The 14,813-nt window shown below is 50.7% G+C and carries 15 protein-coding genes; 9 read left to right on the top strand and 6 right to left on the bottom strand.

Going from position 1 to position 14,813, the window contains the following annotated elements:
• Positions 1–101: 101 nt before the first annotated feature.
• Positions 102–578, top strand: a complete 477-nt coding sequence (locus ABU190_RS06830; RefSeq protein WP_354690830.1) for a DUF6650 family protein — start codon at positions 102–104, stop codon at positions 576–578.
• Positions 579–1,139: 561 nt separating this feature from the next.
• Positions 1,140–1,625, top strand: a complete 486-nt coding sequence (locus ABU190_RS06825) for a GNAT family N-acetyltransferase (protein WP_354690829.1) — start codon at positions 1,140–1,142, stop codon at positions 1,623–1,625.
• Positions 1,626–1,680: 55 nt separating this feature from the next.
• On the opposite strand, the gene ABU190_RS06820 is transcribed toward ABU190_RS06825, so the two are convergent.
• Together ABU190_RS06820 and catA are read right to left on the bottom strand one after the other, a co-directional pair.
• The gene (locus ABU190_RS06820; RefSeq protein ID WP_354690828.1) at positions 1,681–1,896 is read right to left on the bottom strand and encodes a CPCC family cysteine-rich protein; all 216 of its coding nucleotides are present in this window, start codon (positions 1,894–1,896) and stop codon (positions 1,681–1,683) included.
• Positions 1,897–1,974: 78 nt separating this feature from the next.
• A complete protein-coding gene (catA, locus tag ABU190_RS06815; RefSeq protein ID WP_354690827.1) occupies positions 1,975–2,652 on the bottom strand; it encodes a type A chloramphenicol O-acetyltransferase in 678 nt (225 codons plus the stop codon).
• 235 nt (positions 2,653–2,887) lie between these two features.
• Between catA and ABU190_RS06810 the strand changes: the two genes are divergently transcribed.
• Together ABU190_RS06810 and ABU190_RS06805 are read left to right on the top strand one after the other, a co-directional pair.
• Positions 2,888–3,406: a DUF2569 family protein gene (locus ABU190_RS06810; protein ID WP_335255818.1), complete on the top strand. Its 519-nt coding sequence runs from the start codon at positions 2,888–2,890 to the stop codon at positions 3,404–3,406.
• Positions 3,407–3,722: 316 nt separating this feature from the next.
• Entirely contained in the window at positions 3,723–4,202 is a 480-nt protein-coding gene (locus ABU190_RS06805; protein WP_354690826.1) for an Rrf2 family transcriptional regulator, read from the top strand.
• 69 nt (positions 4,203–4,271) lie between these two features.
• On the opposite strand, the gene oqxB is transcribed toward ABU190_RS06805, so the two are convergent.
• Together oqxB and ABU190_RS06795 are read right to left on the bottom strand one after the other, a co-directional pair.
• Positions 4,272–7,424: a multidrug efflux RND transporter permease subunit OqxB gene (gene oqxB / locus ABU190_RS06800; RefSeq protein WP_039079367.1), complete on the bottom strand. Its 3,153-nt coding sequence runs from the start codon at positions 7,422–7,424 to the stop codon at positions 4,272–4,274.
• A 23-nt stretch (positions 7,425–7,447) separates the two neighbouring features.
• A complete protein-coding gene (locus tag ABU190_RS06795) occupies positions 7,448–8,623 on the bottom strand; it encodes an efflux RND transporter periplasmic adaptor subunit (RefSeq protein WP_296433323.1) in 1,176 nt (391 codons plus the stop codon).
• 336 nt (positions 8,624–8,959) lie between these two features.
• Between ABU190_RS06795 and ABU190_RS06790 the strand changes: the two genes are divergently transcribed.
• Positions 8,960–9,310, top strand: coding sequence for a helix-turn-helix domain-containing protein (locus ABU190_RS06790; RefSeq protein ID WP_354690825.1), 351 nt, complete (start codon positions 8,960–8,962; stop codon positions 9,308–9,310).
• A gap of 108 nt (positions 9,311–9,418) precedes the next feature.
• Here ABU190_RS06790 and ABU190_RS06785 read toward each other — a convergent pair whose 3' ends face one another.
• Positions 9,419–10,897, bottom strand: coding sequence for a PLP-dependent aminotransferase family protein (locus ABU190_RS06785; protein ID WP_354690824.1), 1,479 nt, complete (start codon positions 10,895–10,897; stop codon positions 9,419–9,421).
• A gap of 304 nt (positions 10,898–11,201) precedes the next feature.
• Here ABU190_RS06785 and ABU190_RS06780 point away from each other — a divergent pair, with 304 nt between their 5' ends.
• Positions 11,202–11,657 carry a GNAT family N-acetyltransferase gene (locus ABU190_RS06780; RefSeq protein WP_172600664.1) on the top strand — a complete coding sequence of 152 codons (456 nt, stop codon included), beginning with the start codon at positions 11,202–11,204 and terminating at the stop codon, positions 11,655–11,657.
• Positions 11,658–11,776: 119 nt separating this feature from the next.
• Here ABU190_RS06780 and ABU190_RS06775 read toward each other — a convergent pair whose 3' ends face one another.
• Entirely contained in the window at positions 11,777–12,700 is a 924-nt protein-coding gene (locus ABU190_RS06775; RefSeq protein ID WP_354690823.1) for an AraC family transcriptional regulator, read from the bottom strand.
• 94 nt (positions 12,701–12,794) lie between these two features.
• Here ABU190_RS06775 and ABU190_RS06770 point away from each other — a divergent pair, with 94 nt between their 5' ends.
• The 3 genes from ABU190_RS06770 (at position 12,795) to ABU190_RS06760 (ending at position 14,637) form a co-directional block, all read left to right on the top strand.
• The gene (locus tag ABU190_RS06770) at positions 12,795–13,565 is read left to right on the top strand and encodes an SDR family oxidoreductase (protein ID WP_354690822.1); all 771 of its coding nucleotides are present in this window, start codon (positions 12,795–12,797) and stop codon (positions 13,563–13,565) included.
• A gap of 140 nt (positions 13,566–13,705) precedes the next feature.
• Complete coding sequence (locus ABU190_RS06765) at positions 13,706–14,152, top strand: SMI1/KNR4 family protein (protein WP_354690821.1); 447 nt, start codon at positions 13,706–13,708, stop codon at positions 14,150–14,152.
• Between the two features lie 98 nt (positions 14,153–14,250).
• Complete coding sequence (locus ABU190_RS06760; protein WP_354690820.1) at positions 14,251–14,637, top strand: hypothetical protein; 387 nt, start codon at positions 14,251–14,253, stop codon at positions 14,635–14,637.
• The last annotated feature ends 176 nt before the right edge of the window (positions 14,638–14,813 follow it).

Genomic DNA, 14,813 nt, shown 5'->3' with positions numbered 1-14,813 from the left:
TTACAGTAGTTCCGAGTGATGCTATCTAATAGATTACTCGAACCGAGTCCGTTTCTCGGCATGACTTTTTAGGCGTTATGTGTCCATCCAAGGAGTGAGTTTTGAAATTTGAACGAATCTATAAAAATATTACTGGCCTTAGCTGTCCTATATTTGGGATTCAGTGGAATGCTCCAATAATAGAAGCTGACGAAGCGAAGAAGATCGTCATTTTTCTTGAGGACAAGCGAGTTCTTTTCAATCCTGTCGATATGGAAGGTGCTAGTCATTGCTCTCAGAGTGTTATCAGCATTAGATCTGAATTAACTAAAATCCTGCAAGGTTTACCGAGCGATTCATATTTAGCAAAACAATTAAGGAAAATGAGAAAGGCATGCCAAGAATTCGGTGACAGCGTTGGCTCCCCTCAGTTCATCCGATTTGATCATCCTGTTCAAATATCTATGCTTGAGCGAGCGCTTTTTAAACTGCGAAAAAATTGTGGTACCTCTGTGGCAGAAATAGCAGTTGCCTATGGTCTTGATGTTGATGACGGATTGGCCAGTATTATCCCTTTTAATTATCCCAGTAACACTTAGCAATAGGTTCAATTTCTCTTGCTTCATTCGCCGGATAAAAAGCTAAACATGTGCTTGCTAGATTAATTAGCATACAACCGACGGTTTTGGGTCGGAAGCGGGCAGCAACTTATTGGTGAGTCGTTGTGTCCGCTGTTCGCTCTTAACAGACCTCCCCCCCATACAGAGTCTGTCTACTTAGTGCGGATCCTGATATACCGGCGAATAAACAGGGTGCAGGGCGTCGGAGGTTAGAAAAAGTTGATTCAACGGTTTGACTGAAAAATTTCGCTTAAACATTCGTTACCTGAGCGACATCAGGGAGCTTTCAGTAAGAACCGTGCTGCTGGTGACGGATTTGAGCGCACCTTAAGCGAAGGAGCGGTAGAATAAAAATGGACATACTGATTTCGCCTACCAGTGATAGCTGTTTCGTACCAGAAAAGTGCATATGTAAAAAACGGTTTTGGCCCCATCAATTTTAAAAGTGCATTCATATTGATACAATGCCAATACTGCTGTCCATGCAGATAGAGTAATGCGATATTTTCTTTGGCTGCTAATGGTTTTATGAGGTAATAAATGGATTTGTTATTGGAAAAGTTTTCTGAAATAGATTTTGCGGATTATTTAAAACTTGTCAGTAATATCGATGTTATGGCGATGATCACAGAACGTGCCATTCCCTGTGATGAGGCCTCTCGTGATTTTAAACTCATACTCGACGAGAATGCCCGCCATTCAGATTTGGGCTATTACCGAATCACGGATGATCAGCAGGGTAATTTTATCGGCCTCGCCAAACTGGCATCTGTGACTGACCAACCGAAGACCGCCGAACTGGGCTATATGCTGCTACCGGAATATTGGGGGCTTGGTATTGCGAGCAAAGTTGCCACAATACTGGTCGAGCAGGCCTGCAGAAAACCTGAAATCTCTACACTCATTGCGATTATCGATCCTGCAAATCTGGCATCAAAAAAGATCCTGACGAACAAGAATTTTATCACGCGTGAATTCAGAGATTTTGACGGTCTGCCCGGCGAAATTCTGCAACGGGCCGTGTAATAAACAGGTATGTATATCATGCAATATCTCTGCTTCGAACCCGAAGCGGAAATGGCTATTCAGACTGTGTTGGCTTATTACATTGAACAGCCGCCCACGCCCGTCTGCACGCATGTAAACTTAACGGATTAGCCCCGCCCGCAAAATCAGGGTCTGCGGACTGCACAGGATCATCTTCCCATCCGCAGACGGCGCAAATTTCATAATTCCCTCTCTCTTCGAGCGTTCGCTTACCGCAGCATAAACAGGGAGAGTGTTTATTTTCTTTCAATTTTCCACTGTCCCTGGTTTTTGATATTTCCCATCTGCTTTCCTTATTGCAAACTCCATACAAAAAATGTCGGGCGCATCAGCTATTGCGTGACTCGGAATAGCGCGACAAGTCATCACTCATCTCTTGTAATTCGTTGATCAATCTTGCCACATGGAAGCCATCGCAGACGGCATGATGTACCTGGACCGCGAGGGGTAACAAGACTTTGTCACCCTGTGTGTAGTATTTACCAAGGGTAAACATGGGGGCAAAAAAGTTCTGCATATGGGCAACGTTGATATTAAAACCGGTAAAACTTACCCAGGGATTAGCAGAGACAAAAAATATATTTTCCCGCGACTCTTCTTTAGGCAGATAGGAAAGGTTATTGCGATAGCGCGCCACGTCTTCTGAAAAAACGTTCTGGAAGTGGTGAATATTACCGTCGTAGTGACTCCATAATGACGAAAAGGTCTCCGTTTCATCATGGAAAATCGTATAAGCTGGATGGCTGTCATTCCATACGACAAGCTCGTTGTTCTTGATGGCCATACGAAATTCCGCATGCCTGTTCACTATTTTTGCAAGGAGGAAAATCATCGTGGGGTAAAATTTCCAGCCGACCTCCTTAATATGTTTTAGCAGCGCGGTAATATCGATTTGCACAGTTTGGCTAAATGTACACTGCGCGAAGCTCTGGAATGCGTCGAAATGTTCTTTCCTTGCCCAGCGCGATAAGTCGACAACGGTATATTCCGGGGTTATGTTTTTCATTTTTAACCTTTGATTATCCATTATATTTTAGGGGGTAGCCTAAGATTTTTTCATAAACTAATCAAGCTTACGGGGCCATAGGCCATTTCGCACGGGCAGGGCGTTTTTATACTCGTATTACTCTTCACCCAACGGTAAAAACGCAGTCACCCTAAAGAATCTTCACGGTTAGCCGTTAACTAATCCTGGAATGAAGCAAGTTCGTTAAGAGCGAACACACTAAAAAGGATGAATAATGACGGAGACCCCTTTCAAATGGACCTGCTTAACCTGTGATAAGGAGATCGCGCAACACCTTGAATATTGTGCTGAATGTGAGGAAAAACGGTACAGAAAAATCGGTGGCCTGTTGTTCCTGCCACTCCTCAATATTTTGCTCATGGCCTACGATTATTTCACGTCTCTGATAGTGACATTAAAACTGGGTACGAACATGCTCGGTCGTATTCCTGTTTACCAGACATCCTATCTTTTTACTGCCGCTGGGATTAACCTGATTTTACTGCTCCTGGTTATCTATGTTACGTCTCTTTTTGTGCGCAAAAAGAGGGCGTTACCTCTGGCGTTTAGTGTGCTACTGGTTGCCAGTATCGCGATCATGATGATTGACCGGGCCATCACTTCATACTTATTTGCGCCTCTTGCGCTGAATTTCGACATGATTATGCCTATTGTCAGATACATAATTTTCGCCTGCATATGGATACCGTACTTCCGTTTTTCGGTTCGGGTTAAAAAAACGTTCATTTGGTAATATCATATATGCCCCCATTTCTGGCGCATATTGGTTGCATGAAGTGATCGTTTCCATTTGCAAATAAATCAGGTCAGGCATGAAAAGGCTCTGGCCTGTATCGATCACGCTTGAGGATTTTTTTGATTCTTACCAGATAATGTCGTCATCTGGCATTGAATGACATCTCTGTCATACGTGGAAACTCTTTTTTACGGGCCAGGTCACGCGTTGATTGCTTCAAAAAAAAGACTGTATTTGTTATATTATTGCTCATTGGTTATTCACCTCTGCGGTGCCAAAAAGAACAAGATTCACCGCGACCCAGGACAATAAAATGTTAGATTACCGCTTCCCGACAGCTTTGCAGATGGTTCTCAGCGTAGCGATGGCGGAGCAATTGGGTGAACGTTCGACGAGTGCGATTCTGGCCTACGGTCTGGAAGCAAACCCGAGCTTTATCCGTAAATTAATGGTGCCTCTCACGCGTGATGGGATTATCGTCTCTACGCTTGGCCGCAACGGCTCTATTCATCTTGGTCGTCCGCCCGAAGAGATCACCCTGCGCGATATCTACCTTTCGGTCATCGAAGATAAAAAGCTGTGGGCGTCGCGCCCCGACATACCGGCCCGCTGCGTGGTCAGTGCCAACGCGTGCTGGTATTTCAAATCGATTGCCGATGAAGCGGAGCAGGCGTCGTTAGATGTACTCGCTCGCCATACCGTGGCAAGCGCGCTGGAAAAGGTCAAAAAAGCCGATACCAGCGGGTGCGATCTGCTGCCTGAACTGGATGATCGGATTAAAAAATCGCTTTAATACTTTTCATATTGCGAAAAAAAACCGCCTTCACAGTGAAGGCGGTTTTTTGTTATCTGCAACAGTGACTCAGGCTGGCAAAACCTCTCTTTCCACTTTACCGCGCGTGACGAATTTACGCAGTGTCACGTAAAACACCGGGGTCAGGAACAGACCGAACAGTGTCACGCCCAGCATGCCAGAGAACACCGTGATCCCGGTGACGCCGCGCACTTCCGCCCCCGCGCCATGGCCGAGTATCAGCGGGATCGTCCCGGCGATAAAGGCGATAGAGGTCATCACAATCGGGCGTAAACGCAGGCGACAAGCTTCCAGCGCCGCTTCCATGATTCCTTTGCCCTGGATTTCCAGCTCACGGGCAAACTCCACGATCAGAATGGCGTTTTTACAGGCCAGCCCCATGAGTACCACCAGACCGACCTGCACAAACACGTTGTTATCGCCACCGGTCAGCCAGACGCCGAACAGTGCGGACAGCATCGTCATCGGCACGATAAGGATCACCGCCAGCGGCAGCGTCCAGCTTTCATACAGCGCCGCCAGAACCAGGAACGCCAGCAGAACCGCGACCGGGAAGACGATCAGCGCTGTATTACCCTGAGTGGCCTGCTGGTAGCTCAGGTCCGTCCATTCAATATTCATCCCATTGGGCAGGATCTGCTTAGACATTCCGTCCAGTTGCGTCATCGCCTGTGAGGAGGAGAGTACGCGAGGGTCGGCATCGCCAATGAGATCCGCCGCCGGGTAGCCATTGTAACGAATCACCGGGTCCGGCCCGTAAGTCGTACTGATATTGACCATACTGCCAATCGGCACCATTTCGCCCTGATTATTGCGGGTACGCAAATTGGCAATATCTTCCACGCTTTCGCGGTATGGCCCGTCGGCCTGCGCCATCACGCGCCAGGTACGACCGAACTGGTTGAAATCGTTGACATACGACGACCCCAGATAGGTTTGCAGCGTACCGAAAAGATCGGTCAGCGACACGCCCTGTGCTTTCGCCTTATCACGATCAACCTGCACATCCAGTTGCGGCACGTTAGCCTGGTAGGTGGAGATTGGGAAGTGCATTCCTGGCGTCTGCATAATCGCACCGGACATCGTGTTCACCGCGGTTTGCAGCGCGCCATAGCCAAGCCCGGCGCGGTCCTGAATATAAAGCGAATAGCCAGAACCCTGACCCAGCCCTAATATCGGCGGCGGCAAAATGGAGAAACCGAAGCCCTGCTGGATTTGCGCGATTTTGGCGTTGATCTCCGCGTTAATTTCCGCCGCAGAATGTTTACGCTGATCGAACGGTTTCAGGCCAAAAAAGACCGTGCCGGTATTTGGCGTATTGGTGAACTGCAACGCATTCAACCCTGGAAAGGCGACCGCATAATCCACGCCTTCGGTATTCATCCCGATTTCGCTCATCTTGCGGATCACCGCATCGGTGCGTTCCAGCGAAGAGCCTTCCGGCATTTTCACACCGCCAATTAAATAGAGCTTATCCTGTGTCGGAATAAACCCGCCGGGGACGGCTTTAAACATTACGCCCGCGGCGCAGAGCAGCAGCACATAGACAACAAACACCGCGCCACGGCGTCCGAGCGTTTTGCCCACCAGCCCCTGATAGCCGTCCGAGCTACGGTGGAAAAAGCGGTTAAACGGACGGAAAATCCAGCCGAACAGACGATCGATAAGGCGGGTAGGGTAGTCTTTCGGCGCGCCGTGCGGTTTTAACAGCAGGGCAGCCAGCGCTGGTGAGAGCGTCAGCGAGTTGATGGCTGAGATCACCGTCGAAATCGCGATCGTCACCGCAAACTGTTTATAGAACTGGCCGGTCACCCCGGAGAGGAACGCCATCGGCACGAACACCGCGCACAGCACCAGCGCAATCGCGATAATCGGCCCGGAGACTTCACGCATCGCCTGATGCGCCGCCGCAAGTGGAGCCAGCCCCTCTTCGATATTTCGCTCAACGTTTTCCACCACCACGATGGCGTCATCCACGACGATACCGATAGCCAGCACCAGACCGAACAGACTCAGGGTATTCAGCGAGAAGCCAAGCAGGTAGAGAATACTGAACGTGCCCACCACCGATACCGGCACCGCGATCAGCGGAATAATCGACGCGCGCCAGGTTTGCAGGAACAGAATCACCACCAGCACCACCAGCACCACCGCTTCCAGCAGCGTTTGCACGACTGCGCGAATGGAATCGCGAACAAACACCGTCGGATCGTAAGGGGCCGCCCACTTCATATCATCCGGGAAACGCTTCGACAGTTCGTCCATCTTGGCGCGCACTGCGTTAGACAGATCGATGGCGTTGGCCCCCGGTGACTGGAAGATACCAATCCCGACCGCGTCTTTGTTGTTAAGCTGGGAGCGCAGCGCATAACTGCCGGAGCCCATTTCAATACGCGCTACGTCACGCAGGCGGACCAGCGAGCCGTCTTGCGCCGTTTTCAGAATAATATTGCCAAACTCTTCTTCCGTGTGCAGGCGACCCTGGGCATTGATGGAGATCAGGAAATCGCTCTCTTTCGGCAGCGGCTCGGCGCCAAGCTGCCCGGCGGAAACCTGGACGTTTTGCTCCTGCATCGCCGTCACCACATCGGAGGCGGTCAACCCACGTGCCGCCACTTTATTGGGATCCAGCCAGATGCGCATCGCGTATTCACCGGAACCAAAAATCTGGATTTGACCAACGCCCGGCAGACGGGCCAGCTCATCCTTCACTTTTAGCGTGGCGTAGTTACGCATATACAGGGAGTCGTACTTACCGTTGGGTGAAAACAGATGCACCACCAGCGTCAGCGTCGGCGACTGTTTCTGGGTGGTGATACCCAAACGCCGCACATCTTCCGGCAGACGCGCTTCGGCCTGTGATACGCGGTTTTGCACCTGAACCTGCGCCTGATCGGGGTCAGTACCCGGACGGAAGGTGACAGTGGTGACCAGTACGCCATCAGAGCCGGCAACGGATTTCATGTACATCATGTTTTCAACGCCGTTGATTGCTTCTTCCAGCGGCGTCGCCACGGTCTCTGCAATCACTTTCGGGTTTGCGCCGGGATACTCCGCGCGTACCTGAACGCTGGGCGGTACGACATCAGGATATTCGCTGACCGGCAGCAGCGGGATAGCGATCAATCCTGTAATGAAAATCAGAATCGACAGCACCGCGGCGAAAATCGGCCTGTCGATAAAAAAGCGGGAAAAGTCCATGTGTCGGATTCTCAGGTAAGGGATCAGTTGAGGGCGGTGCTGGTGGTCATGGCAACGGTTTTCGCGTTAACCGGCATACCCGGCATAAACACTTTTTGTAAACCATCGACGATGACTTTATCGCCAGGGTTCAGCCCCTTCTGCACGATGCGTAAACCGGCAGCCAGACGCCCCGGCGTAATATCACGACGCTGCGCTTTACCTTCTTTATCAACGATATAAACATATTTGCGATCCTGGTCGGTCAGCACTGCTTTGTCGTCGATAAGCGTGGCTTTGAACTCAGCGCTGCCCGGCAGACGCACGCGGGCAAAGAGCCCTGGCGTGAACTGACGCTGTGCGTTATCCAGCAGTGCGCGCATACGGATAGTGCCGGTGCTCGGCGTTAACTGATTATCCAGAAAATCCACTTTGCCCTGATGGGGATAGCCATCCTCGCCAACCAGGCCAATCTCAACCGGTAGCGCCATGTGGTTACTGGACGCGCCTTGCCCGCTGCGGGCGAGGTTCTGGTAGTGGAGGTAGGTAGACTCATCCACATCAAAGTAGACGTAAACCGTCTTCTGCGATACCAGCGTGGTGAGTACGCTGGCGCTGTCGCCCGCCGTGACCAGATTACCGCTGGTGATCAGGGCACGACTGGCGCGGCCATCAATGGGGGCGGTCACTTTGGTGAAGTCCAGGTTAAGCTGTGCGGCATCAACTGCCGCCTGCGCTGCACGAATGTCGGCCTGCGCCTGGGCGGCGGCAGAACGACGCTGTTCCCACTCTTCACGGGAGACCAGATTGGTGTTGATTAATTTATCGGTACGGCTGGCCTCACTTTGCGCCAGGCTGGCCTGCGTTTTGGCTCTCGCCAGCGTTGCCTGCGCCTGTTCCAGCGCGGCGCGATAGGTTCTGTCATCGATGGTGAACAGCACCTCGCCTTTTTTCACTTCCTGGCCGTCGGTGTAATTCACTTTATCAATGTATCCAGAGACGCGGGGGCGTAGCTGAACGCTTTCCACCGCTTCAATCCGGCCGTTAAAGCTATCCCACTGGCTAATCGATTTCACGACCACGTCAGCGGCGCTCACGGCGGGCGCTTGTGGCACGGCATTTTGCGCGACACCCTCATCGCATCCGACGAGCATGACGGAGAGTAATACCGCTCCCAGCGCATTCAGACGAAAATTAACCCAATGTTTTTGCAGGCTCATTATTTTTATTCCGGTAATAGTAGCCGCCGGGCAAGACGCGGCAGGGGACGCCGCGCCACTTCCTTTGTCCGGGCTGGCTTAAGGCCATTTGTGTCGTTCATCGCCACAAAACTGTAACAGTTGCGAATACACTATCGCGGCGATTGTAGGGAGGTGCTAAATTAAGTGCAAGAATAATTGTTGCACTTTATGTGCTGTTTGCGTCAGGGGCCGAAGAGAGATTTCCGGCAGGGATTTAAATGCAATAATAAAACTTGCATTTACTGCAAAAGCAGGCCACCTTTAAATGCAACAGACAAAGATGCTTTTTTGGTAAGCCGCGCGGGAGGAAACAAAATGAACAATGGCGCATTTATTCACGATTTACTCGACTGGATCGACAACAACATTGAAAGCCGTCTCGATATCAATACCGTTTCCAGACGCGCCGGTTATTCGAAGTGGCACCTCCAGCGGATCTTCAAAGAGCATACGGGCTATCGTCTCGCCGAGTATATTCGTGCGCAAAAGCTGCAAAAATCGATCGAGCGGTTAGCCCGCAGCGACGAACCGATTTTGAATGTGGCCATCGCGTTGGGCTTTGACTCTCAGCAGTCCTTCAACCGCAGCTTTAAGCGTCACTACGGTCAGGCCCCTGGCGCATGGCGACGCAGTATTGGCCGCGCTGAAATGCAGCGATTAGGCTAGCAATCCACATAGCTCGCGGTGTACAGCGATCCGTTCAGGATGATATTGGCGGCCTGCCAGCGGCAGGCACATTGAGTGAGGCGGGTGTCGGGCTGACACGCCAAAGCCTCAGAGAAGACGAAAAAGGGCGGCGATTTTTTCTACCGCCTCTTCTATTTCCTGCTCCGTGTAAGCCGCAAAACCCATCAAAAAACCGGCTGATGTCGGTTCATTTGCATATAATTCGGCAAGCCCAAGCATATCAATACCTGCTCGTCGGGCGGCTGCGGCGACGGCTGCTTCGGAAATGCCTTTCCTGAGATGGCAGGGCATCTGCATCCCGCCCGTTGGCGTTATGCCAACGACAAAATCAGAAAGACGCTCTTCAATCAGGCTTGCCAGTTTGTCACGGCGAGCAACATAAACCTCCCGCATCATCCGGACATAGGAACCAAAATGGCCACCCTCCAGAAATTTGGCGACGGTCAGTTGGGTGATGGAGGCGGTATGACCGTCCATTAACGTCCTTGCCATCGTCAGCGGTTCAACAAGTTCTGCGGGCACAATCATCCAGGCAATGCGTAGCCCCGGAAAAAGAGACTTGGTGAACGTCCCGATATAGATTGTCCGGTTAAAGGCATCCAGCCCCTGCACGCAGGCCATCGGCTTGCCTTCATAGTGAAACTCGCTGTCATAGTCATCTTCAATAATCCAGGCCTGGTGACGGTTTGCCCAGTCGATGACCGCCAGCCGTCGGTCAAGCGACAGGGTGACGCCGGTAGGGTACTGATGGGAAGGGGTAAGATAGATAGCTTTCGCCGGCGCTGTCAGAGCATTAAGTGACGCAATACACAGCCCTTTCTCGTCAAGCGGAACCGGAAGGCTGTTCAGCCCGGCAGCCTTAAACGCTTTTTGCGCCCCCTGATAGGTCGGATCTTCAATCACGATGGCATCGCCGCTGTCCATCAGGACATGAGAACAGAGGGCGATCGCCTGCTGGGAACTTGTCAGAATAATGATACGTTCTGGCGTGGCATGCGCGCCGCGTTCCAGATTGACATACTCTGCGATGGCCCGGCGTAACCGCTCTGTCCCCTGAGGCGGGCTTTGCTCCAGCGCACGGTGGCGATACTCTTTTAGTACCTGCCGCTCAAGTCGCTCCCAGGTTTGTACCGGAAACAGACGTGTTTCGGGGATCCCAGGCGCCAGTGGGCGAGGCGATGAAAATTCACGTATCCCCCCACTTTTGTACATCACATGTCCCCGCTCACTGAGCGCTGGTTCACGTACCTCAGCGGCGGACTGGCGTTGCCGGGAATGTGATTTCAGAAATCGGGCGCTGGCAGAAACAAAGCTGCCTTTACCCGTGTGTCTTTCAATAAACCCCTCCGCATGCAGACGCGTATAGGCGGCTTCAATGGTGTCACGGGAAACATTGAGTGAGATGGCTAATGCACGCGAGGCGGGGAGGGCTTTGCCGTGAGATAAAATGCCTTCCAGGATAAGTGCGCGTATTGCTCTCTGGATCCTTTCATGAAGAGGCAGTGAGCCGTTTGCCGGATCAATCATCCAGGCCTTTACCGTTTCAAGCTGGGCATGCTTAAACATCCGTTTCTCCGTTATTACTTCCTTCATCATCCAGTCTATAACAGGATGGTCTGCTGCCAGAAGATAAATTGGTCTGCTGCATTGTGAAAAATTGGTGGGGCTAAACCTGCCATTTTAACCTTATCATTATTCCCGAAGCGTCAATGACAGGCAGGGTGGAGCGGCGGCGATAAGGCGCGTCATATATCGGCACGTTGCCTGTGCTTTTCGTGTTTGAATAAAGCCAACACCTACGTTGCCTGCGTTTTTTAATTAATGATTCACTCCAATACAGAACAAGCCAGAAAATAAAGAGGTTATTATTATGAATACAGTGGTTATCACAATTGAAGCAGCCAGTGAAATGGATTATGAAAGCTGGTTGCCGCTGTGGAAAAATTATCAAATATTTTATAATGTTGATATTCCTGACGCGGTCACAACGCGCACCTGGGAGCGCTTTGCTAATCCAATCGAGCCGATATTCTGTGCTGTCGCGAAAAGTAATGGCGAGGTGGTGGGTTTCGCCCATTATCTTTTTCACCGTTCAACCTGGGCGGAAAGTGATTACTGTTATCTTGAAGATTTATATGTCAGCGAAAATACACGCGGCAAACAGATTGGTAAACAGTTAATTGAATATGTCCAGAAAGAAGCCCGAAAACGTCATGCCAGCCATCTTTACTGGCACACCCACGAAGCAAATTATCGTGCGCAAAGATTATATGACTGGATTGCGAAAAAAAGCGGCATGATTGAATATCGGATGCAGGTAAGATAATCCGTGTTAATGGCTCCCCCTTCAACAGATGCCGCAAAGCCTGTTTTATTTAGGGGGCAAGCACGTAAAGACAAGGCCAGTGATAGCGTACAGAAAGAGTGTTCAACACTGGCTTTTCATCAGTAATGCGGCTCCACAGGGATAGCATGGGGTTTCTGGCGTCGGAATACCCCCGGCGGCATCCCTACATATTTCGTGAAGGCGACGTTGAAGGCGCTCGCTGACTGATATCCAATGCGAAATGCGATCTGTTCGATTTTATCTGTACTGCTCAACAGTGCTTTTCTGGCCAACGACATTCGCCAGAAGAGCAGATATTGCATGGGAGGCATACCGACTGTCTCGTTGAAGATGGCGAAAAAAGAGGAACGCGACATCGCACAGTGGCTGGCGAGTTGTGCTATTTGCCAGTCAATATCGGGTTTTTCATGAATGAGATGCAGCGCGATGGCGATCTTTTCGTGTTGTAATCCCCGCAAAATACCTGCCGTTCCCGACAGACAATCATGGCTTCGCAACGACTCAACCAGTAATAACTGTAAAAGACGCATCAATACCACTTCACGTCCTGGCCGCCGGGCCTGGCTTTCATCAAGCAGAAGTTCAAGCAGAGTGACAAAACGCTGTTGTCCTTTCACCAGGATCTCGTTGGGCAGTAACGCGACGATAAGCTGTTTGTCCGGCGTGTCGAATTCGCAGTGTCCCACATTCATCAGAAATTCAGCCGGTCCCGTTGTTGCGCCAATTCTCACGTGCCCATCGCCAATAAGGGTCGGCGTCGTAATGTCCGTCGGCGCAGACGTGCCCGCATTGGTGTTTTCAAACGTGTAGGTTGCGGGTATCAGAATGAAATCGCCGGATACCAGCAATTTTGGCGCTTTGCCGTTAATACTTATCAGACATTCGCCTTGTAACACTGCGCAGTAAAACGCTTCTCCGCAAGATTCCCGGACAATGCGCCACTGACCCGCTCCCTCAACGAGTTTGGTATGGGTGGGCCTGGGGTTGAGCAAGGTAACAATATCGGTTAACGGGTCTGACATTGGACGCTCTCTAAATTTTACTGGATTTTTGATTATATATTGTCCAGACAGAGGCGGCTATGATCGTTGCTCTTGCCAACAGAGAGGATTAAACATGTCGACTGCACTGATTACCGGATGCTCATCGGGTTTTGGGCTTGCAACAGCAAAACTTTTTTTAGACAAAGGCTGGAAAGTGATTGCAACCATGAGAACGCCCGATCCGACGCTATTACCTGAAAGCGACAACCTGACCCTTTTGCCGCTGGATATCACTTCCGCTGACAGCATTGATAATGTGGTGAAAAAGGCCGGGGTGATTGACCTGCTGGTGAATAATGCCGGTTTTGGCGCACCGGTCCCTGTTGAACTCACGCCCCTGGCAACCGCGCAGCAGTTAATGAACACCAATGTTCTGGGGACACTCGCATTAACCCAGGCGTTTCTGCCGCTAATGAGGGAGAAAAAATCAGGGGTTATCATCAATGTTTCATCGTCAGTGACAACCAAAGCAATGCCGCTGATTGGGCTTTATCGTGCAAGTAAAGCGGCGCTGAATGCCTGGAGCGAGTCATTAGCCATTGAGGTCAGGCCATTGGGTATTCGCGTTCATGTGGTGTTGCCGGGACGCTCACCAGAGACGAAGTTTGGCGAGAATGCGCGGGCCTATTTTGGCGGACAAGACGATCCGGTGTATGGCGCGATGGTGGATGCGTTTATTCAAATGGCGCGCGATAACCACTCGCCAGTAACTCACGCCGGGGATGTCGCGAATGCCATTTTTGCCGTTGCGAACGATCAAAACGCGCCGCTGTATACCGCTGCCGGTGAAGATGCCACCCATTTTTTACAAGAGGCGCAGCAACGTTCACCCTTTTCTTACTGATATTCAAGGGTGAAAAGGGGAATGAATCGACGAGGCGATCATGGTGGTGATGAGTATGAAGCAAGAGAAGCTGTTACTATTTCTTGCTATTAAGGATGGCTGAGAGGCCATATTGCTGCTTATTGCCAACAGGTAACGACATGATGATTAAACTCGTAGATTCATCGCCCGCCGTCACGGCTGATGAGCTTGGCGATATTGAAGCATCGCTGGGCGTCTCTTTCCCTGATGTTTTAACGTCGTTATGGCTCATCAGTAACGGTGGCAAGCTTGAGGATGGGCGGCGCGTTTACCAGAGTGAAAAATATGAGAACGATATCAAATACTTTCTGTCGATTTTGCGTGCTAACAGCCCAGGTTTGTTGACCGCTGATGGCTACTACAGAACGCTGGTTGTCGATAAGAAGATTCTCCCGGCAAACTTTCTTCCCTTTGCCATTGACGGCGGTGGGTTTCCCTACTGTATGAATATGGATGATGGGGCCGTCTATTTTGCCAATCTGGAAAGCCAGAAGAGTATTTTTCTTGAGCAGAGTCTCGATAGTTTCATCAGCAAGGTGATAACCGAAGATGAAGCCTGGGGATGATAATTCCCTCGTTTTCTTGCAAGCATTGCCAGATATGAATTCGCTGAGGGCAGAGAAACCCTCACTGCCCTGAAGTCCCGACAAAAGGAACCCGAAAGATGTCTGTAGAACTGGAATATTATGCCGATGATGAAGGCACCGCAGTTGATTTGCTTTTACCGATATTCGGTTCTGAACCTGTTCAGTGCATAAATCTGGAAGCGCATTCGCCTGATGACAAAATGAGGAACGATATCCAGTTTCTTATTGAGAAACAGAACGCTTTCTCGCAGAAAATCACAGCGGAAACTCAGGCGTACTGCAAACGGGTGTACGGCGCAGAGGCGACAGATCTTATTCTGGTGAAAATTTATCTGTCTCCTGATGCGAAAGATAATTTCGGATTTATGTTTGCAACCGATACAGATCGTGAACACGGAATAGGGCTCAAATTTGTAGGGCTTGAGCTGAAAAGCGTGGGGAGCAGCGAAACCGCGTTTTTATAACACCCCACCTCCCGAGCCGCATATTCCCCTCACCCTGACCCTCTCCCACAGGGCTGAGGAATCCCCAGTAATCTTACGTTTTACAGCGACAACGCCGCTTAATAAGAATAAAACAGTGACAGCGATGACAGGGTCCGGCTGAAAATCGATGAGGCGTTGCGGCTGACCGGGGCCGC

The organism is Phytobacter sp. RSE-02, assembly GCF_040578655.1.
In the GTDB taxonomy this organism is placed as follows: Bacteria; Pseudomonadota; Gammaproteobacteria; order Enterobacterales; family Enterobacteriaceae; genus Phytobacter; species Phytobacter diazotrophicus.
This window is presented reverse-complemented; position numbering and strand designations above follow the sequence as displayed.

What these genes read in the sequence shown, in the direction of transcription:
- ABU190_RS06760 (WP_354690820.1), top strand. Translation starts at nt 14,251, where the DNA reads ATGTCTGTAGAACTGGAATATTATGCCGATGATGAAGGCACCGCAGTT.
- ABU190_RS06805 (WP_354690826.1), top strand. Translation starts at nt 3,723, where the DNA reads ATGTTAGATTACCGCTTCCCGACAGCTTTGCAGATGGTTCTCAGCGTA.
- ABU190_RS06785 (WP_354690824.1), bottom strand. Translation starts at nt 10,897, where the DNA reads ATGTTTAAGCATGCCCAGCTTGAAACGGTAAAGGCCTGGATGATTGAT.
- ABU190_RS06825 (WP_354690829.1), top strand. Translation starts at nt 1,140, where the DNA reads ATGGATTTGTTATTGGAAAAGTTTTCTGAAATAGATTTTGCGGATTAT.
- ABU190_RS06795 (WP_296433323.1), bottom strand. Translation starts at nt 8,623, where the DNA reads ATGAGCCTGCAAAAACATTGGGTTAATTTTCGTCTGAATGCGCTGGGA.
- ABU190_RS06810 (WP_335255818.1), top strand. Translation starts at nt 2,888, where the DNA reads ATGACGGAGACCCCTTTCAAATGGACCTGCTTAACCTGTGATAAGGAG.
- catA (WP_354690827.1), bottom strand. Translation starts at nt 2,652, where the DNA reads ATGAAAAACATAACCCCGGAATATACCGTTGTCGACTTATCGCGCTGG.
- ABU190_RS06780 (WP_172600664.1), top strand. Translation starts at nt 11,202, where the DNA reads ATGAATACAGTGGTTATCACAATTGAAGCAGCCAGTGAAATGGATTAT.
- ABU190_RS06765 (WP_354690821.1), top strand. Translation starts at nt 13,706, where the DNA reads ATGATGATTAAACTCGTAGATTCATCGCCCGCCGTCACGGCTGATGAG.
- oqxB (WP_039079367.1), bottom strand. Translation starts at nt 7,424, where the DNA reads ATGGACTTTTCCCGCTTTTTTATCGACAGGCCGATTTTCGCCGCGGTG.
- ABU190_RS06790 (WP_354690825.1), top strand. Translation starts at nt 8,960, where the DNA reads ATGAACAATGGCGCATTTATTCACGATTTACTCGACTGGATCGACAAC.
- ABU190_RS06770 (WP_354690822.1), top strand. Translation starts at nt 12,795, where the DNA reads ATGTCGACTGCACTGATTACCGGATGCTCATCGGGTTTTGGGCTTGCA.
- ABU190_RS06775 (WP_354690823.1), bottom strand. Translation starts at nt 12,700, where the DNA reads ATGTCAGACCCGTTAACCGATATTGTTACCTTGCTCAACCCCAGGCCC.